Source organism: Streptomyces pimonensis (genome assembly GCF_041380215.1).
Classification (GTDB): domain Bacteria; phylum Actinomycetota; class Actinomycetes; order Streptomycetales; family Streptomycetaceae; genus Streptomyces; species Streptomyces pimonensis.
In genome coordinates, this window is sequence record NZ_JAHWZY010000040.1 from 1 (window position 1) to 24,417 (window position 24,417).

Consider the following 24,417-nt stretch of genomic DNA (forward strand, 5'->3'; position numbering starts at 1 on the left):
GTGACGTCGGGCGAGCCGCAGGTCTCGGTGGCCGGCTGACGACGCCGTCCGGCCCGTCCGGCCTGCGGTGACGGGGCCGATCCCGGACCGGAGCGGAATCCGGGGGCGGCGTCCCCCGGGTTCCGCGGGTACAGTGCGGAGAAATCAGCAGACCCCCGTGTGTGAGGCCCCGCGCGTGTTGACGCAGACCACATCCCGGGTCCTCGAACCGAGCGACCTGGACGCCGCACTCGCCGTACTCGACCGTGAGCCGGTCGCGAACGCCTTCGTGACGTCCCGTGTCCGGATCGCGGGCCTGGACCCGTGGCGGCTCGGCGGCGAGGTGTGGGGCTGGTACGAGGGGGGCGTCCTGACGTCCCTGTGCTACGCCGGCGCCAACCTGGTGCCCATCTGCGCCACCCCCCGGGCCGTCCGCGCCTTCGCCGACCGTGCCCGCAGGGCCGGCCGCCGCTGCTCCTCCGTCGTCGGCCCGGCCGAGCCCACCGCCGCGCTCTGGCGGCTGCTCGAACCCCAGTGGGGGCCGGCCCGGGAGGTCCGCGCCCACCAACCCCTCATGGTCACGGACCGCATGTCCGGCGTCATAGCCCCGGACCCCTTCGTCCGCCGCGTCCGCAAGGACGAACTGGAGACGATCATGCCGGCGTGCGTGGCGATGTTCACCGAGGAGGTCGGCGTCTCCCCGCTGGCCGGCGACGGCGGTCTGCTCTACCAGGCCCGGGTCGCCGAACTCGTCGGCGCCGGCCGCTCCTTCGCACGCTTCGACGCCGACGGCAAGGTCGTCTTCAAGGCCGAGATCGGCGCCGCGACCGACCGCGCCTGCCAGATCCAGGGCGTCTGGGTGGCCCCCGAGCACCGCGGTAAGGGCGTCGCCGCACCCGGTATGGCGGCCGTCCTCCGCTACGCCCTGACGGAGATAGCCCCCGTGGCGAGCCTCTACGTCAACGACTTCAACACGCCCGCCCGCAGGACGTACGAGAAGGTGGGCTTCCAGGAGGTCGGCGCCTTCATGAGCGTGCTCTTCTGACGGAACACGCCCTGTGGCCCCCCGGCCTGTAGTCTCCCCGGCATGCTGCGCTTTCCCGGTCACGGCCGCTCCCACCCCGACGACATCGTGATCGGCCCCCTCGACCTCCCCGGCCACGTCGACGAGGCGCTGGCGGTGCAGGCGGTGGCGTTCGGGCTCGGTCCCGACGAGGTGGCCGTACGCCGGCAGATCGTGCTGCGCCACATGACCTTCCCCGGCGCCCGCGCCTTCGGCGCCACCGTCAGGGGCCGGCTGGCCGGCTTCGTCTACGGCATGCCCAACGACCGCACCCACTGGTGGTCCACCGTCGTCGAGCCCTATCTGCGCGCCGGGGGCCACGACGACTGGCTCGACGACTCCTTCGTCATCACCGAGCTGCACGTCCACCCCCGGCACCAGAAGCACGGCGTCGGCCGCGCCCTGATCACCACGATCACCGACGGCGCCGAGCAGCCCCGCTCGATCCTCTCCGCCATCGACGTCGAGAGCCCGGCCCGGCACCTGTACCGCTCGCTCGGCTACCAGGACCTCGCCCGCCAGGTCCACTTCCCCAGCGCCGTCAAGCCGTACGCCGTCATGGGCGCCCCGTTGCCGCTCCCACGCGGATAGCGGACGGCGGACAATCGATTTCCGCCGCCGCGTCCCGCCCGGCTAACCTCCCTGTCATCCACCCAGACGCAGCAGGAGTACGAGAACCATGGCGAACGCACCGGTCCAGCGCATGTCCCAGTTGATGGCGAAGACGCTGCGCGACGACCCGGCGGACGCCGAGGTCCTCAGCCACAAGCTTCTCGTCCGGGCCGGCTACGTGCGCCGCACCGCCGCCGGCATCTGGACCTGGCTGCCCCTCGGCAAGAAGGTCCTCGCCAACGTCGAGCGCGTCGTCCGCGAGGAGATGGACGCCATCGGCGCCCAGGAGGTACTGCTCCCCGCCCTGCTGCCGCGTGAGCCCTACGAGGCGACCGGCCGCTGGGACGAGTACGGCCCCGAGCTGTTCCGCCTCCAGGACCGCAAGGGCGGCGACTACCTCCTCGGGCCCACCCACGAGGAGATCTTCACCCTGATGGTGAAGGACCAGGCGTCCTCCTACAAGGACCTGCCGGTGATCCTCTACCAGATCCAGTCCAAGTTCCGGGACGAGGCCCGCCCCCGCGCCGGCATCCTGCGCGGCCGCGAGTTCCTGATGAAGGACTCCTACTCCTTCGACCTGGAGGACGAGGGCCTGGCGAAGTCGTACGCCCTGCACCGCCAGGCCTACCAGAGGATCTTCGAGCGCCTCGGCCTCGACCACCGCATCTGCGCGGCCACCGCCGGCGCCATGGGCGGCTCCAGGTCCGAGGAGTTCCTGGCCCCCGCGGAAGCCGGTGAGGACACCTTCGCGGACTGCCCGAACTGCGACTTCGCCGCGAACACCGAGGCGGTCGCCCACGAGCTGAAGCCGGTCGACGCCACCGGCGTCCCGGCCGCCGAGGACATCCTCACCCCCGACACCCCGACCATCGAGACCCTCGCCGCCTCGCTGGGCGTCGAGGCCTCGGCCACGCTGAAGAACCTGCTGGTCAAGGTCGGCGGCGAGATCGTCGCCGTGGGCGTCCCCGGTGACCGCGAGGTCGACATGGACAAGGTCGAGGCGCACTTCGCCCCGGCCGCCGTGGAGATGGTCACCGAGGCCGACTTCATCGCCCGCCCCGACCTGGTGCGCGGCTATGTCGGCCCGCAGGGCCTGGACAAGGTGAAGTACGTCGCCGACCCGCGCGTGGCGCCGGGCACCGCCTGGATCACGGGCGCCAACAAGGCCGACACGCACGCGAAGAACGTGGTCGCGGGCCGTGACTTCGAGGTCGACGAATACGTGGACGTGGTGGTGGTGCAGGAGGGCGACCCCTGCCCCAGGTGCGGCACCGGCCTCAAGCTCGACCGTGCCATCGAGATCGGCCACATCTTCCAGCTGGGCCGCAAGTACGCCGACGCCCTCAAGCTCGACGTGCTGGGCCAGAACGGCAAGCCGGTCCGCGTCACCATGGGCTCCTACGGCATCGGCGTCTCCCGCGCGGTGGCGGCGCTCGCCGAGCAGACCGCCGACGACAAGGGCCTGTGCTGGCCTGCGGAGGTCGCCCCGGCCGACGTCCACGTGGTCGCCGCGGGCAAGGCCCTCCAGACCGAGCTGGCCCTCGACGTCTCCGAGAAGCTGTCCGCCGCGGGCCTCCGCGTCCTGGTCGACGACCGCCCCGGCGTCTCCCCGGGCGTGAAGTTCACCGACTCGGAGCTGATCGGCGTCCCGCAGATCCTGGTCGCGGGCCGCCGCGCCGCCGAGGGCGTCGTCGAGCTCAAGGACCGCCGCACCGGCGAGCGCGAGGAGCTCACGGTCGACGAGGCGGTCGCCCGCCTCGCGGCGTAGCGGCGTCACCGGGCCCGTGCCGGCCGCTGCCGCACGGGCCCGGGTCTCACCCGGCCCGTCCCGCTGCCACGGGTCGGTGAAGGACCGGCCGGGCACCGGAGTGGCGACGAGCGCGACGGCGGTGAACAGGTCGGCCTGTCCGATCGCGGACATCAGGGTGGCGAGCGCCTCCGGTCCGTAGTGCTCGGCCGCCTGCGCGTACAGCGCGTCGGCGACCCGCTCGCCCTCCGTGGACGGCTGCAGCACGGCCTCCACGAGGGCCGGCGCGGCGCGCCCGGCACCGGTGGAGTACGGCGAGTCCCATCAGGACGCCACCGGGGCGATCCGCTCCTTTGACTGCCCGGCCTTGCGCAGGAAACCCGTGTGCAGGACGGTCGGACAGGTGCTGCCGGCGATCAGGCCGGCGCGCAGCCGGACCAGACCGATCCTGGAGCGCGGCACCGCCCCGTTTTGCCGGTGACCCCGAACAGCGCCGCCGGCACCTCCGCCGGCTCGGGAACGAGTTCCGCGGGGTCCTCGGCCGTCCGCGGAACCACCGGGGCCTCCGCCGTGATCGCACGCGTTTCCATCGCCGTCTCCCCAAGGTCGCTCCGCTTGCTGTCACCGACCTGACGGGCCACGGCGGAGAAGTATGACGAAGGCCCCGCAGCGAGAACGGACCTAGAGCCAGCTCGCGAACTCCAGGAGGAGTTCCGCGTCCTGCTCACGGCCCACGCGGCGGGCCCGCACCCCCGACTCCACCGCCCGGAACAGCGTCCACCCCCGCAGCCGTTCCCGGTCGACCTCCAGCGACTCCGCCAGCCGCTTCACCCGCCGCCGCGTCGTCGTCGCCCCCGACGCCTGCGCGATGAGGTCCTCCACCCGGTCCCGCACCAGCCGCGCCAGATCGAACGCGTGTTCACCGACCACCGGATCCGGCCCCACCGCCAGCCACGGCATCCGCTCCCCGGACAGCACCTTGCTCTGCCGGAACGTGCCGTGCAGCAGCCGCTGCTCGGGCGGCGCCGCCAACAGCTCCTCGCGGGCCGTCAGCGCCGCCTCCACCAGCGGGGCCACCTCCGGTTCGGCCACCGCGCTCGCCCGCATCGCCCGCGCCTGCCGCTCCGTCCGTTCGGCCACCGTCTCGAAGTCGTGCCCGTCCGGCGGGTCCACCCAGAGCCGGCGCAGCGTCCCCGCCGCCTCCAGCAACGCCTTCGCCTCCGGTAGCGACCGCACCGACACGTCCGGGTGCAACCGCTCCAGCAGCAGCACCCCCTCGGCCGCGTCCGAGGCCGGCTCCAGCAGCCGGACCGCTCCCAGACCGCCCCAGTGGGCCAGCGCGGCCCGCTCGCTCTCCGGGCGCGCCCGTGGCGGCGCCAGCTTCAGCACGGCGGGCGCCCCGTCGGCCGTCCGCACCAGCACGACCAGGCTGCTGCGCCCGCCCGGCACCTGCACCCGCTCCACGGTCGACTCGCGCTGTGCGACGGCCTCGCGCGCCGCCTCCGGCAGCCTCTCCAGCCAGTCGTCGCCCTCGGGCGCCGTCTCACCGAGCGCCCTCACCAGACGCTTCGGCGGTTCGAAAACCATGCGCGAGTCGTTCCCTTCCTGCTGTACGCGGCGCCCGCCGCCCCGTCACGCCGTCGGCGCCGGGGTCCCCGAAACCGTGCCGCCCCGCTCGGCGAGCCCAGGGAAGGCTACGCTCCCGCCGCTCCAGCGCACCGACCGCACCGCCGCCTCCCGCATCGCCTCGGCGGCCCCCCGCCGCCGCTCGCCCCCGCTCACGCGCACCAGGTCGGCGTACACCCCGGCCACCCTGTCCTCCAGCTCCCCCGCCAGCCGGACCGCCGCCGCGGTGTCCGGCACCGGGAACGGCAGTGCGTAACCCGCGGCGGCGGCGACGGGCGAGCCCCCCGCGTCCTCCACCGCGCGCACCAGCGCGTCCCGGCGCGCCCGGTGCGCGTCGTACGCCGTCCGCGCCTCGGCGCGCCGGCCCTCGCCGATCCGGCCGCCGACGACCCCGTAGCCGTACACCGCCGCGTGCTCCGCCGCCAGGGCGGCCTGCAGGGCCCGCAGCTCCCGGTCCTTCGCCTCGCGCGACTCGCCCACCCTCATGCCTCCGTCAGCAGGTACACGTGTGCCGCTCCGGCCGCCGCCACCGAGGCCAGCAGCCGGGCCAGCTCGCCCGGCACGTCGAGGAGCGCCTTCGCGCGCCGGTCGGCGATCTCCCGTTCGGCGGCGGCGAGTCCGGCGAGGGCGTCCTTCTCCTCCGTGGGCACGGCGGCCGGCGGGGAGGCCGGGGACGGCCCCGCCCCGGACGACGACGGCGGGGGCGGGGGCGACGGCGACGGCGGGGGATCCGCCGCGTCCCCGAACGCCTCCGCGTGCCGTACGACCTCCGCGCGCAGCGGACGCAGCCGCTCCGCCAGCTTCGGATGCGTGGCCACGACCGCGTCGTACCGTGCGGCCAGCTCCCTGCTGTCCCGGGCCGCACGCGCGCGTGCCCGGTCGGCGGCCGAGGGACGGCTGCCGCCGGAGGCCCCGGGGGCCTCGGATTCGGCGGAGCAGCCCGCCACCAGCAGGGCCGCCGGGGCGACGGCGAGCAGACTCCTTCTGCGCGGACCCGAACGGGCGCGCGGAGGCGGGGGGAACGGCACGGCAGACGTCCTCGGGGGCTCGTACGAACGTGGCGACGAAGGGAGGGGCCGGGGGCCCGTGATCACCGTACCCGTGCGCCCGCGCGGGGGTGCTCAGCGGCACCCTCCGTGACCGGGTGGACAGCAACACCCTCCGCGACCGGATACCCTTTGACCAGACACGCGCACCGTCCCACAACAGCACACGCGGCCGAGGAGTCACCCGGATGAGCACCACCCAGAGCGAGAGGCTTCGAGAACTTCTGGAGCCGCTCGTCAGCTCCCAGGGCCTGGACCTCGAGGAGATCGCCGTGGACGCGGTCGGTCGCAAGCGTGTGCTGCGCGTCGTCGTCGACTCCGACACCGGAGCGGACCTCGACCGGATCGCCGATGTGAGCCGCGCGCTCTCGGCGAAGCTCGACGAGACGGACGCGATGGGCGGCGGGGAGTACACCCTCGAGGTCGGAACCCCGGGAGCGGAGCGCCCCCTCACCGAACACCGGCACTACGTGCGCGCCACCGGCCGCCTGGTCCGGTTCCAGCTGGCCGAGGGCGGCGAGCTGGTCGCCAGGATCGTCGAGGCGGACGAGGACGGCCTCGACCTCGAGGTGCCCGGGGTGAAGGGCCGCAAGGCCACCACGCGCCGGCTCGCCTTCGACGACATCACCAGGGCGCGCGTCCAGGTCGAGTTCAGCCGCAAGAACAACGAGAAGGAAGAGGAGGCGTAATCGTGGACATCGACATGAGTGCACTTCGGCTCTTGGTGAGGGAGAAGGAGATCTCCCTCGACCTGCTGGTCGAAGCGATCGAATCGGCCCTCCTCATCGCCTATCACCGCACCGAGGGAAGCCGCCGGCACGCGCGCGTGGAGCTCAACCGGGAGACCGGACATGTGACCGTGTGGGCGAAGGAGGATCCCGAGGACCTCGAGGAGGGCCGGGAGGCCCGCGCGTTCGACGACACCCCGTCCGGTTTCGGCCGCATCGCCGCCACCACGGCCAAGCAGGTCATCCTGCAGCGCCTGCGCGACGCCGAGGACGACGCGACGCTCGGCGAGTACGCCGGCCGCGAGGGCGACATCGTCACCGGAGTGGTCCAGCAGGGCCGCGACCCGAAGAACGTGCTGGTCGACATCGGCAAGCTGGAGGCCATCCTGCCGGTGCAGGAGCAGGTGCCCGGCGAGACCTATCCGCACGGCATGCGGCTGCGCAGCTACGTCGTCCGGGTGGCCAAGGGCGTGCGCGGTCCGTCGGTCACCCTGTCGCGCACCCACCCCAACCTGGTGAAGAAGCTCTTCGCCCTGGAGGTGCCGGAGATCGCCGACGGGTCCGTCGAGATCTCCGCGATCGCCCGCGAGGCCGGCCACCGCACCAAGATCGCCGTACGCTCCACCCGTTCGGGCCTGAACGCCAAGGGCGCCTGCATCGGCCCCATGGGCGGCCGGGTACGCAATGTCATGGGCGAGCTGAACGGTGAGAAGATCGATATCGTCGACTGGTCCGACGACCCGGCCGAGATGGTGGCGAACGCGCTGTCGCCGGCCCGGGTCTCCAAGGTGGACATCGTCGACATGGCCGCCCGGTCCGCCCGGGTCACCGTGCCGGACTACCAGCTGTCCCTGGCGATCGGCAAGGAGGGGCAGAACGCCCGCCTCGCCGCCCGTCTGACCGGCTGGCGGATCGACATCCGGCCGGACACGGAGCAGGCCGGGGAATAGATCCAAGCCGCAGGTCGCTGAGATCACGACAGCTTTGCGCGCGGCAAGTGTTCGATTCTTACCCCAGGGGGGTGAGGTCGGCGCGGGGAGGTAGACTGAGGAGTGTCTGGCCGGACACGTGCTGGCGTATGCCCCGAGCGCACCTGCGTGGGGTGCCGGGAGCGAGCGGTCAAGAGCGAGCTGCTGCGGATCGTGGCGGTCGAGGACGTGTGCGTCCCCGATCCTCGCGGTACGCTGCCCGGCCGGGGTGCCTATCTGCACCCCGTCCCGGTCTGTCTCGACCAGGCGGTGCGCCGCAGGGCGTTCCCACGGGCGCTCCGCGTCCCGGGACCGCTCGACGTAAAGGCGTTGCGCCACTACGTCGAGCAGGCACAAGGTTGCTGAGCAGCGGCTTCACGCCGGCTGAACAGGCAACACGCAAGAACATGCCGCACGGAAGCCCCGTGCGGTCTGGTACCTCGCGAGTCGAAAGCAGGTCGAGATTGCGATGAGCACTCGATGAGTACGCGATGAGTACGCCCATGAACTAGCGACGGTCCGGACGCAACCCGGACCTCAAAGGAGCGAAGTGGCTAAGGTCCGGGTCTACGAACTCGCCAAGGAGTTCGGTGTGGAGAGCAAGGTCGTCATGGCCAAGCTCCAGGAACTCGGTGAATTCGTCCGTTCGGCGTCTTCGACCATCGAAGCGCCCGTAGTACGCAAGCTGACCGACGCCTTCCAGCAGGGCGGGGGCAACGGCAAGTCCGCCGCGAAGCCCGGTGCGCCCCGCAAGGCGGCCCCCAGGCCCGCCGCGCCGTCCCCGGCGCAGGCGGCCCGTCCGGGTCCGGCCGCCCCGAAGCCGCCGGTCGCACCCAAGCCCGCCGCGGCCCAGCCGCCGGCGGCTCCGTCGGCGCCCGCGCCGGCGCCCTCCGGTCCGCGTCCGACGCCGGGCCCGCGCCCCGCGCCGCGTCCGGCTCCGGCGGCCCCGGAGTTCCAGGCCCCGCCCGCGGCGGCCCCGGCTCCGTCCGGCCCGAAGCCCGGCGGCACGCGTCCCGGTGCTCCCAAGCCCGGCGGTCGTCCCGCCGGTCAGGGCCAGGGCCAGGGCCAGGGTCAGGGCGGCCAGGGCCGTCCGGCCGGTCAGGGCCAGCGTCCCGGTGGCGGCGCATCGCGTCCGGGCGGTCGCCCGGCCGGTCCCCGTCCCGGTAACAACCCCTTCACCTCCGGTGGCTCCACCGGCATGGCCCGTCCGCAGGCTCCGCGCCCGCAGGGCGGCGCGCGTCCCGGTCCGGGCGGTCCCGGCGGTGCCGGTCCCCGTCCGCAGGCCCCCGGTGGCCAGGGTGGCGGTCCGCGTCCGCAGGCTCCGGGCGGTCAGCGCCCGACCCCGGGCTCGATGCCGCGTCCGCAGGGCGGTCCCCGTCCCGGTGGTGGCCCCGGTGGTGGCCCCGGCGGCCCGCGTCCGAACCCCGGCATGATGCCGCAGCGTCCCGCTGCCGGCCCGCGTCCCGGTGGTGGCCCCGGCGGCCGCGGTCCGGGCGGTGCGGGTCGTCCCGGCGGCGGTGCGGGTCGTCCCGGTGGCGGCGGCGGCTTCGCCGGCCGTCCCGGTGGCGGCGGCGGTGCGGGTCGTCCCGGTGGTGGCGGCGGCTTCGCCGGCCGTCCCGGTGGTGGCGGCGGCTTCGGCGGCGGCGGTGGCCGTCCCGGCTTCGCCGGCCGTCCCGGCGGTCCCGGTGGCCGCGGTGGCACGCAGGGCGCCTTCGGCCGTCCCGGCGGTCCCGCACGTCGTGGCCGCAAGTCGAAGCGGCAGAGGCGCCAGGAGTACGAGGCCATGCAGGCCCCGTCGGTCGGCGGCGTGATGCTGCCTCGCGGCAACGGCGAGGCCATTCGCCTGTCGCGCGGTGCCTCGCTCACCGACTTCGCGGAGAAGATCAACGCCAACCCGGCGTCGCTCGTCGCGGTCATGATGAACCTCGGCGAGATGGTCACCGCGACCCAGTCCGTCTCCGACGAGACGCTCCAGCTCCTCGCGGACGAGATGAACTACACCGTTCAGATCGTCAGCCCGGAGGAGGAGGACCGCGAGCTGCTCGAGTCCTTCGACCTGGAGTTCGGCGAGGACGAGGGCTCCGAGGAGGACCTGGTGGTCCGCCCGCCGGTGGTCACCGTCATGGGTCACGTCGACCACGGAAAGACCCGCCTCCTCGACGCCATCCGCAAGACGAACGTCATCGCGGGCGAGGCCGGCGGCATCACCCAGCACATCGGTGCCTACCAGGTCACGACCGAGGTCAACGAAGAGGATCGCAAGATCACCTTCATCGACACCCCGGGTCACGAGGCGTTCACCGCCATGCGTGCCCGTGGTGCGAAGTCGACCGACATCGCGATCCTGGTCGTCGCCGCCAACGACGGCGTCATGCCGCAGACGGTCGAGGCGCTCAACCACGCCAAGGCCGCCGAGGTCCCGATCGTCGTCGCGGTCAACAAGATCGACGTCGAGGGCGCCGACCCGACCAAGGTGCGCGGTCAGCTGACCGAGTACGGCCTGGTGGCCGAGGAGTACGGCGGCGACACCATGTTCGTCGACATCTCCGCCAAGCAGGGTCTGCACATCGACAGCCTTCTCGAGGCCGTCATCCTCACCGCGGACGCCTCGCTCGACCTGCGGGCCAACCCCACGCAGGACGCGCAGGGCATCTCGATCGAGTCCCGGCTCGACCGCGGCCGTGGTGCCGTGGCGACCGTCCTCGTCCAGCGAGGCACGCTGCGGGTCGGCGACACGATGGTGGTGGGCGACGCCTACGGCCGCGTGCGCGCCATGCTCGACGACAACGGCAACAACGTCGCCGAGGCGGGCCCGTCGACGCCGGTCCAGGTCCTGGGCCTGACCAACGTCCCGGGTGCGGGCGACAACTTCATCGTCGTGGACGAGGACCGTACGGCCCGTCAGATCGCCGAGAAGCGCGCCGCCCGTGAGCGCAACGCCGCCTTCGCCAAGCGCACGCGCCGCGTGTCGCTGGAGGACCTGGACAAGGTGCTCAAGGCCGGCGAGATCCAGCAGCTGAACCTGATCATCAAGGGTGACGCCTCCGGTTCGGTCGAGGCCCTCGAGTCCTCGCTGCTCCAGCTGGACGTCGGCGAAGAGGTCGACATCCGCGTCCTGCACCGCGGCGTCGGTGCGGTCACGGAGTCCGACATCGACCTGGCGATGGGCTCCGACGCCATCGTGATCGGCTTCAACGTGCGCGCCGCCGGGCGGGCACAGCAGATGGCCGAGCGCGAGGGTGTGGACGTCCGTTACTACTCGGTCATCTACCAGGCGATCGAGGAGATCGAGGCGGCCCTCAAGGGCATGCTCAAGCCGGAGTACGAAGAGGTCGAGCTCGGCACGGCGGAGATCCGCGAGGTCTTCCGCTCGTCCAAGCTGGGCAACATCGCGGGTGTGCTCATCCGCTCCGGCGAGGTCAGGCGCAACACCAAGGCGCGCCTGCTGCGCGATGGCAAGGTCATCGCGGAGAACCTCAACATCGAGGGTCTGCGTCGCTTCAAGGACGACGTCACCGAGATCCGCGAAGGCTTCGAGGGCGGTATCAACCTCGGGAACTTCAACGACATCAAGGTCGACGACGTCATCGCGACGTACGAGATGCGCGAGAAGCCGCGGGCGTAACACCCCACGGTGCGAACCGGCCGGCGGGATCCATCCGGGTCCCGCCGGCCGGCGCGTGTGTGCGGAAACGCCCGGCGGCGCGGCCGGCGGGCGCAATATCCGTCGATCGCCGCGCCTCCTTCGTTGTACGGTTCTGGTGTCCCCGCCCACCACGGATGGCGGGGCCACCGATCCCGTGCCGGCGGGTGAACCGGTTGCACATGTATGTGGGGACACTGTCCTTCGACCTCCTCCTCGGCGACGTGCACTCGCTGAAGGAGAAGCGCTCCGTCGTCCGCCCGATCGTCGCCGAGCTCCAGCGCAAGTACGCGGTGAGCGCGGCCGAGGTGGATCACATGGACCTCCATCGCAGGGCGGTCATCGGCCTGGCCATGGTGTCCGGCGACGCGGCGCACCTGACCGACGTGCTGGACCGCTGCGAGCGGCTGGTCGCCGGGCGCCCGGAGGTGGAACTGCTGTCCGTCAGGCGGCGCTTCCACGGCGAAGACGACTGACGACCACAGCCCAGGAATACGCAGACAGGAAAGAACGGGAGACGGACCAGTGGCCGACAACGCGCGGGCGAAAAGGCTGGCGGACCTCATCCGAGAGGTGGTGGCCCAGAAGCTGCAGCGCGGGATCAAGGACCCGCGGCTCGGCTCGCACGTCACCATCACGGACACCCGGGTCACGGGCGACCTCAGGGAGGCGACCGTCTTCTACACGGTGTACGGGGACGACGAGGAGCGCAAGGACGCCGCGGCGGGCCTGGAGAGCGCCAAGGGCGTCCTGCGTTCCGAGGTGGGCCGGGCGGCGGGTGTGAAGTTCACCCCGACCCTGACCTTCGTCATGGACGCGCTCCCGGACACGGCACGCACCATCGAGAACCTCCTCGACAAGGCGCGCCAGTCCGACGAGAAGGTGCGCGAGGCGTCCGCGGGCGCCACGTACGCCGGCGATGCCGACCCGTACCGCAAGCCGGAAGACGACGAGACGGACGACACCGCCGAATGACCCAGAAGCACACCACGCCCGACGGCCTCGTCATCGTCGACAAGCCGTCGGGCTTCACTTCGCACGACGTGGTCGCCAAGATGCGCGGCATCGCGCGCACCCGGCGCGTCGGCCACGCCGGCACCCTCGACCCGATGGCGACGGGCGTCCTCGTCCTCGGCGTCGAGAGGGCGACCAAGCTCCTCGGTCACCTCGCGCTGACGGAGAAGGAGTACCTGGGCACCATCCGGCTCGGGCAGAACACGCTCACCGACGACGCCGAGGGGGAGGTCACCTCCTCCACCGACGCCTCCGCGGTCGCCCGCGAGGCCGTCGACGCCGGTGTCGCCGCGCTGACCGGCGACATCATGCAGGTGCCGTCCAGGGTCAGCGCCATCAAGATCAACGGGGTGCGCTCCTACAAGCGGGCCCGGGAGGGCGAGGAGTTCGACATCCCCGCCCGGCCGGTCACCGTCTCCTCGTTCTCCGTGTACGACGTCCGGGAGGCGGTCGCCGAGGACGGCACCCCGGTGCTGGACCTGGTGGTGTCGGTCGTCTGCTCCTCCGGCACCTACATCCGCGCCCTCGCCCGCGACCTGGGCGGCGGCCTGGGCGTCGGCGGGCACCTCACCGCGCTGCGCCGGACCCGCGTCGGCCCGTACAAGCTGGACTCCGCGAAGACGCTGGACCAGCTCCAGCAGGAGCTGACGGTGATGCCGATCGCCGAGGCCGCCACGGCCGCGTTCCCGCGCTGGGACGTCGACGACCGGCGGGCCAGGCTGCTCATCAACGGGGTGCGGCTCGAGATGCCCGAGGAGTACGCCGGCTCCGGAGCCGTGGCCGTGTTCGGCCCCGAGAGCCGGTTCCTGGCGCTCGTCGAGGAGCAGCGGGGCAAGGCCAGGAGCCTGGCCGTCTTCGGCTGACCGCCGCCGCGGGTCCGCCCGTGGAGCGGCGTCACGGATATGAACATGACGCCGCTCCACGGTCCCCCTCGGTTCCCCCACTCCTAGGGTTATCCATCCGTCCCCGCCTGTTCACCCGTAAGCGTGGGCGCTCGGAGTGAACCGGGGGAGCGGAAGGGGGCGCGTTCACCGGGTGGTCTGTCCCGCTGATCATCCCGGCCCTACTGTCGCAGCCGAGGGCACGGATGCGCGACGGGAGGCTTCGACGATGCCGTCCCCCTACGAACCCCGTCACGAACGGGACACGCCGGACGGGACCCCGGGCCCGTGCGACGTCCTGGTCCGCCTGCACGACCTCGCCGGCCGGCCGCGCGGAACCGGCTTCGTGGCCGACCACCACGGCACGGTGCTCACCAGTCACGAGGCGGTCGACGGTCTGCCCAGGCTCGTGCTGCACGCGGCGGCCGGCCGCCAGTGCGTGGTGAGCGCGGACGCGGTGACCCCGCTGCCCGCGCTCGGCCTGGCCCTGGTCCGCAGCGAGGGGCTCGGCCTCGCACCGCTGCCGGTCACCGTGCGGCGCACCGTCCGGCCCGGCACCTATGTGCGGATCGCCGCCGGAGGCTGGCGCGAGGCGCGCGTGCTGGGCACGAGCCACGTGACCTACACCGCCACCGACCGTACGTACCCCCTCGGCGGCGCCCTGGAGCTGGTGGTCGGCACCGCGGGCCGGGACGCGCTGCGGATCGGCGGCGGAGCCGCCGGCGGCCCGGTGCTCGACGCCGCCACCAACGCCGTGCTCGGCGTCCTCGGCACCGCGCTCCGCTCGGACGACCGCGACGGGGGCTTCGCCGTACCGCTGCCGCCAGTGGCCTGCGCCGGGGGTCCGCTCGCCGAGCTGCTGGCCGAGAACGCGGCGACGGTCCCGGCCCATGGAGCCGATCTCAACCTCGCCGGGGTGGTGCGGCTCACGGCCGTCCCGGCCGGACGGGACGGGCCGGCCGGTGCGGTGGAGCCCGTCGACCGGCCCGCCGTACTCGCGGAGTTCGCCGCGTTCGAGCGGGGGGAGGCCGCCGTGCTGGGCCTGGTCGGACCGCCCGGCAGCGGTCGCACGACGCAACTCGCGGCGCTCGCCGCCCGCCGGCACCGCGCGGGCCGGCCCACGCTCCGGCTGCGTGGCGCCGATGTGAGGGAGGGCGACGGCTCGGTCGCCGACGCCGCCCGCCGGGCGCTGGACCGGGCCGCCGTCGTCGTCGCCTCCCGCGCCCCGTTCCCGGCCGGTCCCGAGGCCCTCGGCGACGTGAGCCCGGAGCACCTGGCCGGACTCGCCCGTACGGCCGGCCACCCCCTGCTGCTCCTCCTCGACGGCCTCGAGGAGATGGCACTCCCTCGCTCGGCCGGGTGGACCGCCGGGACCGTGCGGTGGCTGCGGGCGACGGGAGCCCGGCTGGTGGTGGCGTGCCGGGCGGAGCACTGGGAGGAGGCGGGGTTCCCGGAGGAGCTGCTGCACGCCGGCGCGTCCCGCCCCGAAGGGCTCCCCGCCTGTGTGGCGCTCGGCGACCTCACCGCGGAGGAGGCCCGCGAGGCGCGCGCCCGCCACGGCATCCCCGAGGGCACGGTCGCCGACGCCGACGCCCGTCACCCCCTGACCCTGCGGATGCTCGCGGACGTCCGGGCCGTCCTCGCCGACACCACCCCCGACGCCCCCGTCGACCGCGGCGACGTCTTCTCGGCCCACCTGGACCTGATGTGCCTGCGGATCGCCCTCCGCCTCGCCGACGGGAACGGGATCCGCGGCACCGCCGTCCGCCGGCTCGCGGCCAAGGTCGCCGGACAGGCACACGAGGCCGCCCGGCGCAGCCTCGGCACGGGTGAGCTGGACCGGGCGGCGTTCGAGGAGGTGTTCCCCCGGGGGGCCGCCCCCGACCGGCTCGGCGGCGGCACCGGCTGGGCCTCGGCCGTACTCGCCGAAGGGCTCCTCGTCCCGGCCGGGACGACCGGCTACCGGTTCGCGGACGAGGAGCTGGCCGACTGGCTCCACGGCACCCACCTCGACGTGGACGACGCCCTGCGCGCCCTGGTCCACACCGTCCCCGCGACCCCCGCCACCCCGGCCACCCACGACCGCCGCCCCCCGGGGCCTGCCGAGTCGGTCGGGGGCGGGCCTTCGCTGCCCGGCCACCGGAGCCGGCCCGCCGCCGCTCCCGGTGCCGAGGGCGCCGCGGAGGGCCTTCTTCCGGTGCACGGTCGTGGGACCGGCGGGACCGGCGGGCGTCGCGCCGTGCGGGCTGCTTCCGGTGACCGGGGCGCAGAGGAGGGCCCCCTCCCGCCGTCCGACCGTCGGGCCGGTCCGGCTGCCGATCGTCGTGCCCTGCCCGCCGTCGCTCTCGACCCCTGGACCGTCGCCGGCCCCGACCCCTGGGCCGTCGCCGACACCGACTACCGGCCCGCCGACGACGGCGACCTCTTCCCGAGGGGGCCCGTCGGCCGCGGCGGAGCGGCGACCGACACCCACCCGGGACTCACCGCCGAGAGCGGGGGGCCCGGGGCCGCCGACGGCCCGGGAATCGCGGTCGAGGGCGGCGCGGCCGTCGGACGCCCGGCACCGCCCGCCGTGGGACCCGACGCACGGGCGCGGCCCGCAGGCGTCGGTCCTCCCTCGGCCGACCGCCGGACCGCTCCCGACGGCGAAGCCGTCCCTTTGGCCGTCGCCCCCGTCCCGCACCACCGCCTCGGTGTCGTCGTCGAGGCCCTGCTGTTCCTCGCGCGGCGGTACGGGAGCCGGGGGCTCTCCCCACGGCTCACGGACCTGGTGCACGCCCTCGACGCCGACCCGGGCTCCTGGTGGGCCGCCCGCCTGCTCGGCGGAACCCTCGCGCGCGTGGCCGACGCGACGCCGTACACGGACGTGCTGCGGCTGCTGGCCGACCGTCTCGTGGCCTGGCGGGAGCAGCGGCGGGACGCGCCGCCCGAGCTGGGGCCCGCCTTCTGGACCGCTGTCCGGCTGCCGCTGGAGACGCGCTGCGCGCTACTGCGCCGGCTCGTCCACGCCGACGGCCCCCCGTGCGAGGGCGGACCCCGTTTCCTCGACGCCGCCGCCCGGCTGCTCGCCGCCGACCCCGTCGCCGTACCGCGGTACCTCGTCCGCTGGTTCGAGGACGAGCGGCGGCTGCCCGCCACCCCGCACGCCACCGTGGCGACCGCCGCGCAGGCGCTGCTGTACACCCACCGGCACGCGGCTCCGGACGCGCTGACGGAGGCGCTCGCCGACAGCGGGCACCGGCGGGCCGACCAGCTGCTCACCGTGCTGACGGAGGAGGAGCCCGCCGCGATGTGCAGGGCCGTCGACCGGTGGGCGAAGGACGAACGGCCCGCCCGCCGGGCCGCGGCCGTCGCCCACGGACTGCTCGTCGTGCCGTACGCGCGCGACGACTCCGACCGCACCCTGCTGCGGTACGCGGCGCTCGCCGTCCTCGTCCGCACCGCCGACCGCGATCTGCACGGCGGCGCCCTCGCCCTCCTGGTCCGCGACCCGCACAGCAGGGACCGCCACCTCCCGCGGGCCCTGGAGCGCTTCGCGGCCGGCGACCCGCACCTCCCGCCGAGCGCGCTCACCCCCGCCCTCGAGACCCACCCGGAGCCCGTCCTCGACGCCTTCCGGACCAGGCTCGGCGGAGCCGGCGCGGGCGAGACGCTCCGCGCCCTCGCCGACGCCACCCCGCGCGCCCTGGCCGGCCCGGTCGCCGCACTCGTGCGGGAGACGGTGGAACGGCGTCCTGAGTTCACGGGACACGTGGCCGCGTACGCCGAGGGGCGGCTTGAGCGGGGTCCGGCCGCCCGCGCCGTACTGAGGACCCTGCTCACCGGCCTGCTCGACGGCGGCCCGCAACCGCTCCGGGTGGCCCTCGCCGGTGTCCTCGCCGGTCCCGGTACACCGGACTCCCGCCCGCTGCGCCGCGAACTGCTGGACACCCTGCTCGCCCGTGAGTCCGACGCCGCCGTCCTGGAGGCGGTGCTGCGTGCCGCGGCCCGGAACACCGGCCCCGAGCCACGCGTCCTCGTCCACCGCACCGGGCTGCTCCTCGTCCGCACCACGGAGGGCGCCACCCGCTTCGACCGCTGCCTGGCCGACCTGGTCCGTCATGTGCCGGGCTTCGCCGCCGCCCTGGCCGGCTGGCTGACGGACGCCCCGCGCGAGTGGGCCGCGCTGGTCGGGCCGGCCACCCGCCGGGCGATCGAGGACCCGGCCGGGGCGGGCGCACCCGCCTGAGCCCGGCCGGCACATGCGCCCCGTCACACAGGTCCCATGCCGATGCGGGCCCCCGGCATGCGGCATGGCACCCTTAGAGCTGCGCAGAGAAGTCCGTGGACTCGGTTCGTTCGGCAAGGTCTCGACAAGGAGCAGGCACAGTGCAGCGCTGGCGTGGCTTGGAGGACATCCCCCAGGACTGGGGGCGCAGCGTCGTCACCATCGGCTCCTACGACGGAGTCCACCGCGGGCACCAGTTGATCATCCGGCATGCCGTGGACCGGGCCCGGGACCTCGGCGTCCCCGCCGTCGTCGTCACCTTCGACCCGCACCCCAGCGAGGTCGTCCGCCCCGGCAGCCACCCCCCGCTGCTCGCCCCGCACCACCGGCGCGCCGAACTCATGGCCGACCTCGGCGTCGACGCGGTCCTCATCCTGCCCTTCACCACCGAGTTCTCGAAGCTGTCCGCCGCCGACTTCGTCGTCAAGGTCCTGGTCGACAAGCTGCACGCCAGGACGGTCGTCGAGGGCCCCAACTTCCGCTTCGGCCACAAGGCCGCGGGCACCGTGGAGTTCCTCGCCGAGCAGGGCGGGGTCTACGACTTCGACGTCGAGGTCGTCGACCTGTACGTGACCGGTGAGGCGGGCGGCGGCGAGCCGTTCTCCTCCACACTCACCCGCCGTCTGGTCGCCGGGGGCGAGGTCGAGGGCGCCGCCGAGATCCTGGGCCGCCCGCACCGGGTGGAGGGCGTCGTCGTCCGGGGCGCCCAGCGGGGCCGCGACCTGGGCTTCCCCACGGCCAACGTCGAGACCCTCCCGCACACGGCGATCCCCGCCGACGGCGTCTACGCCGGCTGGCTGCACGCCCAGGGCGAGGCCATGCCGGCCGCGATCTCCGTCGGCACCAACCCCCAGTTCGACGGCACCGAGCGCACGGTCGAGGCGTACGCCATCGACCGCGTCGGCCTCGACCTGTACGGGCTCCACGTCGCCGTCGACTTCCTGGCCTTCGTGCGCGGGCAGGCGAAGTTCGACACGCTGGAGGCGCTGCTGGAGCAGATGGCCGAGGACGTCGAGCGCTGCAAGGACCTCGTGGCCGCGGCCGAGAAGCCGTAGTCCGTCAGCCCTTCCCGGCGCGCGCCCAGTGGCGCGCCGGCTGGGCCGCGCCGCCCCCGTCGGGGATCTCCGGGGCCCGGCCCCGGCACGCCTGCGCCGCCCCCGCCCGGTCCGCCCCGCCGCCCGCCAGGACCTGGCAGCGGACGGGGAACCGGCACCCGGAGGGACGGGTCGACCAGGTGGGTGATGAGCGTGTCCATCAGCGACCACTGCGGGCGTCAACGGCGCGCACACCCCATGTGGCCTGCGAAAACGATGAGTTGACGCATATGGTGCGCTCATGGGCCGAGAGCGGTGACGCATCGCCGGCCAGCACCTGACGACGGATTCCGGCCTCGCAGCCGAGCGGCCCCCCCGGAAGGGGCCGCTCGGCTGCGGGGCCTTACTGCTGACCGGGGTGAGGGGGATAGGGGTGGCCCGGAGCCTGCGGGTACGGGTGGGCGGGCTGGGCCGGGGGCTGCCCGGGCTGCGGCTGCTGGGGATACGGGCCCGGCTGGCCCGGGGCGGCCTGACCGGGGAAGGGCCGGCCCGGCAGCGGCGGGGCGGCGACCGGGGGTGGGTTGCCGTCGGAGGTCCACAGACCGTGCGACTGCTGATGCCGCACGAAGTCCTCGGCGACCATCGCCGCGAGGTTGAAGTACGCCTCCCGCACCTTCGGCCGCATCATGTCGAGGTCGATCTCCGCACCGGCGGCCAGGTGCTCGTCGAACGGTACGACGATCACGCCCCGGCACCGGGTCCGGAAGTGCGCCACGATGTCGTCGACCTTGATCATCTTGCCGGTCTCGCGCACCCCGGAGATCACGGTGAGGGACCGTGAGACGAGGTCCGCGTACCCGTGCGCGGACAGCCAGTCCAGCGTCGTGCTGGCGCTGCTCGCACCGTCCACGGACGGTGTGGAGATGATGATCAGCTGGTCGGCGAGGTCCAGCACGCCGCGCATGGCGCTGTAGAGCAGACCCGTACCGGAGTCGGTCAGGATGACCGGGTACTGCCTGCCGAGCACGTCGATGGCGCGCCGGTAGTCCTCGTCGTTGAAGGTCGTGGACACGGCCGGGTCGACGTCGTTGGCGATGATCTCCAGACCGGACGGCGCCTGGGAGGTGAACCGCCGGATGTCCATGTACGAGTTGAGGTACGGGATCGCCTGGACGAGGTCGCGGATGGTGGCCCCGGTCTCGCGCCGCACCCGGCGGCCGAGCGTACCGGCGTCCGGGTTGGCGTCGATCGCGAGGATCTTGTCCTGCCGCTCGGTGGCGAGGGTGGCCCCGAGGGCGGTGGTCGTGGTCGTCTTGCCGACGCCGCCCTTGAGGCTGATGACGGCGATGCGGTAGCAGGACAGCACCGGCGTACGGATCAGCTCCAGTTTCCGCTGCCGCTCGGCCTCCTCCTTCTTCCCGCCCAGCTTGAAGCGCGAACCGCCGGCCGCGGGACGGCTGCTCTTCGCCTTCTGTTTCCTGCCGTTGAGCAGCCGGTCCGAGGACAGCTCCACGGCAGCGGTGTAACCGAGGGGCGCCGCACCGGGGTTGGTCGGCTGCCGCTGGTCGTGCTGGACGGGCTGCGGCCAGGCGGCCCCGGTACGCGGATCCACGGGCTGCTGCGGGGGCACGCCGGGCTGCTGCGGCTGCCGGGGAAAGCCGTAGCCGGGCTGGGGTCCGGGGGTGGGTGGGGTGTTGGGCTGGGGGTTCGCCGTGCCGGGAGCGTCGGCGGGCGGGAAGCCGTAACCGGCGGGCTGGGCCGGGGGGGCCGGGGCGGCGCCCGGTTGGGGGGAGCCGTAGCCGGGCTGGGGTCCGGGGGTGGGTGGGGTGTTGGGCTGGGGGTTCGCCGTGCCGGGAGCGTCGGCGGGCGGGAAGCCGTAACCGGCGGGCTGGGCCGGGAGGGCCGGGGCGGCGCCCGGTTGGGGGGAGCCGTAGCCGGCGGGAGCGTGGGGCGCCGGCGCGGCCGGGACCCCGGGCCGCTGTGCGGGGGGCTGCGGGAAGTTGTGACCGGCCTGCGGGTTCACCGGGCCGGGGGGACCGGCGGGCGGGGCCGGGGGAGTCGGCGCGGTACCCGGCTGGGGGAAGCCGTGACCGGCCTGCGGGGCGGCCGACGGGTTCCAGGCGGCGGGCGCGGGCTGCGGTACCTGGGGCTGGAACGGCGGCTGTTGGGCGGGGGCGGCCGGCCGGACCTGTGCTGCCGCGGGCTGAGGCTGCGCGCCCGCGTCCACCGGCTGGGCGGGTGCCCGCGGCGGCTGCGCGGGCCACTGGCCGGCCGGCGCCGGGGCGGTGGGGTACGCCGACGGCACCGGGGGCACGCCCTGCGGCGCCGGGGGAGTCCAGGCGGGCGGGGCGGCTGGTGCGGCCGGGACGGTCTCCTGGGACGTGTCGTCCCCGGGAGCCGCGTCGGCCGGCACCGCGGCGTTCACCGGCCCGGTGTCCTCGGACTCGAACTCGGTTCCGGACTCGGTCTCCGGCTCCGCCGACGCGGCGTCGTTCTCCCCATCGGTCACCGAGGACTCGGTCTCCTCGGTGACCACGCCACCGGTCGTGGTGTCCTCGGGGCCGGGGACCGCGCCGGCTCCGGACCCGCCGGCCGTACCGGAAGCCTCCTCGGAGCCGTCGGCGTCCGACGGGCCGTCGGGAGTCTCCGCGGCGCCGCCGGCCCCGCCCTCACCGGCGGACGGCTCCGGCCGCACCTCGGTTTCGGCCGCGGCCTCCGCTTCCGCGCCCGGCTCAGCCTCGCGCTCCGCGATCTCCCGCTTCAGCGCGGCGGCGGAGAAGCGGATCGTCGCACCGCTCTCCAGGTCACCGTCGTCGGCCCCGGGCCCACCGATCGGGCCGTCCGGCACGGCCGGCGAGGAAGCCGCGTCCGACTCCCCGGGTTCCTTCTCCGCTTCCGGCCGCTGCGGCTCGAACCCGCTCCCCGCCGGAAGCCTCGGCAAGGCCACCGGCTCCCCGGAGGGCGGCGCGGGCGGCGTGAACGGGCCGCCCGGTGCAGACACGGGCGCGGGCGGAGGGAAGGGTGCCCCTGACAGGGGCACGGGCGGCGGCGGGACGGGCCCGTCGGGGGAAGGCGCCGAAGCAGATGAGGAAGGCGAGGAACCGGAGGGCGACGAAGCGGAGGAGGCGGACGACGCCCCGGGACCCGAACTCCCCGACGTGTTCTGCGTGTACCAGGCCGGCGGCGCGTAGTCGATGGTGAACTCGCCCGTCGCCTCGATGGCGGACTCGGCGTCGGGCTGGTCATCGCCGGGCGTCGCCCAGCCCCCGCGCGTGCCGTCCCGATCGCTGCTCACAGTTCCTCCTGGTGTGGTCGAGCACCCTTGTGCCGTGCTGGGGCGACCATTTCTCGTCGTCCGACGTGTCCGGAAAGGAAACGAAGTCGTCCGAACCGGCCCTCCCGGGAGGACGCCGATGCCCGGCCCCGGGTTCTGGCGTCGCGCCGGGTACCAGCCTAATCACCAGTGGCCCCGCCCCGTCAGCCCCGCCCGCCCCGCAGCGCCTGCGGTTCGCACCGCGCGCCGTCACCCACCGGCCGGCAGACACCCGCGGAAGCATCAAACCGCACATGACGCCCGAAGGGCTGTGAGCCGACCGGTCAGTCCATGCGACGCGGCGTCCCCATCAGACCGATCTCGGCATCCGTCGGCTGCGTCATCACGTACTGCCGGTCCCGCTCCGTACACCACAAGGTGACGCCGTCGGCGAGCGTGGGGAGCGCCTCGTACTCGGCCCGGGGCAGTCCCGCCACCCGCCCGATCTCCACCGCCTCGTCGGGCGAGACGCGTTGCACACCCACCAGGCGTGCCTGCCGCGCCAGCCTCGGCGCGACCGGACTCAGATAGGGCAGGAGCGTGAGAACGGACTGCCAGGGCGCCGAGGTCACCCGTCCGCGCGGCGGTCGCATGCCGCAGTCCCGGATCACCAGGACGGGACCCGTCGCCGAGGCACCGAGCGGCGGCACCCGGCCCACCTCGTGCACGGTCATCCCGGACTGGCCGCCGCCGACCGCCTGCACGACCTGCGCCCAGTGCCCGGGCCGGCCGGTCTCCACCGCGACCCGCGCTCCCGTCGCCGCCGCGCGCAGCGCCAGCACCTGCGTCGTCCACAGACCACCGATGAGCAGGATGTCGAACGGTGTCGGGCGGTTGACCCCGAGAACGGCGGGCTGTCCCTCGGCGTTCACACCCACCACGACTCCGTCGTCGCCCACGGGCAGGGCCAGCATGTCGGCCTCGGCCAAGGACAGGGTGTGCCGTGGATGCCGGGGCCCCAGCAACCCGAACCCGGTGCGCAGACGGTCCCGGAGACCGGCGGGCGGCTGTGTCCCGGCGACCGGATCGGCCGGTGCGGCGGGCGTCGGCATGACCATCAGCGGGCACCTCCGAGCGGCAGGGTGGCGAGCACACCGGGCAGCTGCTCCCGGTCCAGGCGCACGATCCCGGTGCGCGCCTGACGTGCGGCATGTTCCAGCGCGCGCCGGGCGGCGGCCAGTTCGGTGCTGCTGCGACCGGTGACCCGCACGTGTCCGGTGACCGCCACGTCCCGCTGTCCGCTGCGGGCCAGGGTCAGGCTGAACGTCGTCGCCAGCGCGGGAACCGCCGTCAACTCGGCGACGAGCTGGGGCAGACCGCCGCCGGGGCCGCCGAGAGGGGGCCAGCGACGGACCCAGTACGTGGTGTGCCTGCGGTTGTCGCAGCGCCAACTGCGGCTGGACTCCTCGGTCCGCCGCCGGGGCGCGTCGCTCTGTCCCGCCTGGGCGGTCACCATGGGGTTGGCACACACCGACGTGCTGATGGCAGCCGTCAGTTCCTCCTCGGTCAGCAGGCCCACCCGGAAACCGGCGCCCGTCAGCCGGCTGGACAGGTGCTCCGCCGACCGCACCAGGCACTTCTGCGCCCCGAGGAGCCCGCCGCCGCGCGCGGCCACCGCGTCGGGACAGAGCTCATGGTCGAGTTTCAACGCGATCCACATGATGCGGACCGCCGGCGAGTCGGTTCCGGTCTGCAACTGCTGGTAGTTCGTCACCACGACCGACTGCTGGGGCAGGTGGGGCGCGGGCGCCGGCTGGGTGTGCAGCACGATCTGCGCCGACTCGAGACGGATGCCGTCCACGTCCAGCGCGTCCCGGACCAGAGCGAGCGGAAGCGGCCTGCGACCGCGCTCGGCGCGCAGGGCACCGGCGTCGGCCTCCACCTGGAGGACGGCGCTGAGGAAGCTCCCGTCGCCCACCATGCCCACCGGCCGCCGGTCACGGTCGTCGCCGTGGCTGTAGGTGTGCGTCCGCAGGTTCGGCTCACACTCCACCGCGGGCACCAGGCCGGGGTCGACGTCCGGCGGAACCGGCGCTTTCCCCGCTCTTCGGAGGCGGGCCCGCAGAGCCAGCCGACTGCCCAGCCATTCCGGCAGGGAGTGCCCCCGACGCCGCACGACCGCGAGCACACAGAGGAAGGAGGCGACGACGGCACCCGGCACCAGGACGAAAGGACCGATGAGCCAACCGCCCACCACCAGGGCGCCCGCCAACTCCAGCAGCACCAGCCGCTGGACCAGGAAGGACCCACCGCGCCCCGAACGCGTCCGCAGCCGGGGCGTGACGGCCCTCGACGTCGTCGACTGCGATCGCGACCGGGTCCGTGGCGCGGAAGCCATCACTGAAAACCCCCGAACTCTCCCTGAAACACTGCCCGCAGGAAACCGGCAGGGCCTCAGCACCCTACCCGTGCCGCACACCCGAACGCGCGGCAGGCATAGTAGGGGCCGAGACCGACAGTCGGGGTTCCAGAGGCGGCCGGGGGGGCGGGGACGGA

The 24,417-nt window shown here is 74.2% G+C and carries 19 protein-coding genes; 12 read left to right on the plus strand and 7 right to left on the minus strand.

The annotated features are described in order from the left end of the window. Positions 1 to 175 precede the first annotated feature (175 nt). The 3 genes from KYY02_RS28440 to KYY02_RS28450 all read left to right on the plus strand — a co-directional run bounded on the left by KYY02_RS28440 (position 176) and on the right by KYY02_RS28450 (position 3,422). Entirely contained in the window at positions 176 to 1,024 is an 849-nt protein-coding gene (locus tag KYY02_RS28440) for a GNAT family N-acetyltransferase (protein WP_371242841.1), read from the plus strand. A gap of 42 nt (positions 1,025 to 1,066) precedes the next feature. Beyond that, the gene (locus KYY02_RS28445; RefSeq protein ID WP_371242843.1) at positions 1,067 to 1,633 is read left to right on the plus strand and encodes a GNAT family N-acetyltransferase; all 567 of its coding nucleotides are present in this window, start codon (positions 1,067 to 1,069) and stop codon (positions 1,631 to 1,633) included. 88 nt (positions 1,634 to 1,721) lie between these two features. After that, positions 1,722 to 3,422 carry a proline--tRNA ligase gene (locus KYY02_RS28450; RefSeq protein ID WP_371242845.1) on the plus strand — a complete coding sequence of 567 codons (1,701 nt, stop codon included), beginning with the start codon at positions 1,722 to 1,724 and terminating at the stop codon, positions 3,420 to 3,422. Between the two features lie 303 nt (positions 3,423 to 3,725). Here the strand turns inward: KYY02_RS28450 and KYY02_RS28455 are convergent, their stop codons facing one another. The 4 genes from KYY02_RS28455 to KYY02_RS28470 form a co-directional block, all read right to left on the minus strand. Continuing rightward, positions 3,726 to 3,863, minus strand: a complete 138-nt coding sequence (locus tag KYY02_RS28455; protein ID WP_371242847.1) for a hypothetical protein — start codon at positions 3,861 to 3,863, stop codon at positions 3,726 to 3,728. Between the two features lie 219 nt (positions 3,864 to 4,082). Further along, positions 4,083 to 4,988 carry an aminoglycoside phosphotransferase family protein gene (locus KYY02_RS28460; protein WP_371242849.1) on the minus strand — a complete coding sequence of 302 codons (906 nt, stop codon included), beginning with the start codon at positions 4,986 to 4,988 and terminating at the stop codon, positions 4,083 to 4,085. A 45-nt stretch (positions 4,989 to 5,033) separates the two neighbouring features. Further along, positions 5,034 to 5,513 carry a ferritin-like domain-containing protein gene (locus KYY02_RS28465; protein WP_371242851.1) on the minus strand — a complete coding sequence of 160 codons (480 nt, stop codon included), beginning with the start codon at positions 5,511 to 5,513 and terminating at the stop codon, positions 5,034 to 5,036. Further along, positions 5,510 to 6,055 (minus strand): hypothetical protein, encoded by a 546-nt coding sequence (locus KYY02_RS28470; RefSeq protein WP_371242853.1) that lies wholly within the window; start codon positions 6,053 to 6,055, stop codon positions 5,510 to 5,512. Before KYY02_RS28470 ends, KYY02_RS28465 begins: the two co-directional genes overlap by 4 nt. Positions 6,056 to 6,261: 206 nt before the next feature. On the opposite strand from KYY02_RS28470, the gene rimP reads away from it, so the two are divergent. The 9 genes from rimP (at position 6,262) to KYY02_RS28515 (ending at position 18,629) form a co-directional block, all read left to right on the plus strand. Then, positions 6,262 to 6,762, plus strand: a complete 501-nt coding sequence (gene rimP, locus KYY02_RS28475) for a ribosome maturation factor RimP (protein WP_371242857.1) — start codon at positions 6,262 to 6,264, stop codon at positions 6,760 to 6,762. A gap of 2 nt (positions 6,763 to 6,764) precedes the next feature. Further along, positions 6,765 to 7,751 (plus strand): transcription termination factor NusA, encoded by a 987-nt coding sequence (gene nusA, locus KYY02_RS28480; RefSeq protein WP_371242859.1) that lies wholly within the window; start codon positions 6,765 to 6,767, stop codon positions 7,749 to 7,751. A gap of 102 nt (positions 7,752 to 7,853) precedes the next feature. Further along, entirely contained in the window at positions 7,854 to 8,135 is a 282-nt protein-coding gene (locus KYY02_RS28485; protein WP_371242861.1) for a YlxR family protein, read from the plus strand. Positions 8,136 to 8,319: 184 nt separating this feature from the next. After that, the gene (infB, locus tag KYY02_RS28490; RefSeq protein ID WP_371242863.1) at positions 8,320 to 11,394 is read left to right on the plus strand and encodes a translation initiation factor IF-2; all 3,075 of its coding nucleotides are present in this window, start codon (positions 8,320 to 8,322) and stop codon (positions 11,392 to 11,394) included. A 200-nt stretch (positions 11,395 to 11,594) separates the two neighbouring features. After that, entirely contained in the window at positions 11,595 to 11,888 is a 294-nt protein-coding gene (locus tag KYY02_RS28495; protein ID WP_030216812.1) for a DUF503 domain-containing protein, read from the plus strand. A 49-nt stretch (positions 11,889 to 11,937) separates the two neighbouring features. After that, positions 11,938 to 12,387, plus strand: a complete 450-nt coding sequence (gene rbfA, locus KYY02_RS28500) for a 30S ribosome-binding factor RbfA (protein ID WP_371242866.1) — start codon at positions 11,938 to 11,940, stop codon at positions 12,385 to 12,387. Beyond that, positions 12,384 to 13,289 (plus strand): tRNA pseudouridine(55) synthase TruB, encoded by a 906-nt coding sequence (truB, locus tag KYY02_RS28505; RefSeq protein ID WP_371242868.1) that lies wholly within the window; start codon positions 12,384 to 12,386, stop codon positions 13,287 to 13,289. Before rbfA ends, truB begins: the two co-directional genes overlap by 4 nt. Before the next feature lie 247 nt (positions 13,290 to 13,536). Continuing rightward, positions 13,537 to 17,535, plus strand: a complete 3,999-nt coding sequence (locus KYY02_RS28510) for a trypsin-like peptidase domain-containing protein (protein ID WP_371242870.1) — start codon at positions 13,537 to 13,539, stop codon at positions 17,533 to 17,535. A 140-nt stretch (positions 17,536 to 17,675) separates the two neighbouring features. Continuing rightward, the gene (locus KYY02_RS28515; protein WP_371242872.1) at positions 17,676 to 18,629 is read left to right on the plus strand and encodes a bifunctional riboflavin kinase/FAD synthetase; all 954 of its coding nucleotides are present in this window, start codon (positions 17,676 to 17,678) and stop codon (positions 18,627 to 18,629) included. 382 nt (positions 18,630 to 19,011) lie between these two features. Here KYY02_RS28515 and KYY02_RS28520 read toward each other — a convergent pair whose 3' ends face one another. The 3 genes from KYY02_RS28520 to eccE form a co-directional block, all read right to left on the minus strand. After that, entirely contained in the window at positions 19,012 to 21,903 is a 2,892-nt protein-coding gene (locus KYY02_RS28520; RefSeq protein ID WP_371242874.1) for an SCO5717 family growth-regulating ATPase, read from the minus strand. A gap of 302 nt (positions 21,904 to 22,205) precedes the next feature. Next, positions 22,206 to 22,973, minus strand: coding sequence for a hypothetical protein (locus KYY02_RS28525; RefSeq protein ID WP_371242931.1), 768 nt, complete (start codon positions 22,971 to 22,973; stop codon positions 22,206 to 22,208). Positions 22,974 to 22,978: 5 nt separating this feature from the next. Continuing rightward, complete coding sequence (eccE, locus tag KYY02_RS28530; RefSeq protein ID WP_371242876.1) at positions 22,979 to 24,259, minus strand: type VII secretion protein EccE; 1,281 nt, start codon at positions 24,257 to 24,259, stop codon at positions 22,979 to 22,981. Positions 24,260 to 24,417 lie beyond the last annotated feature (158 nt).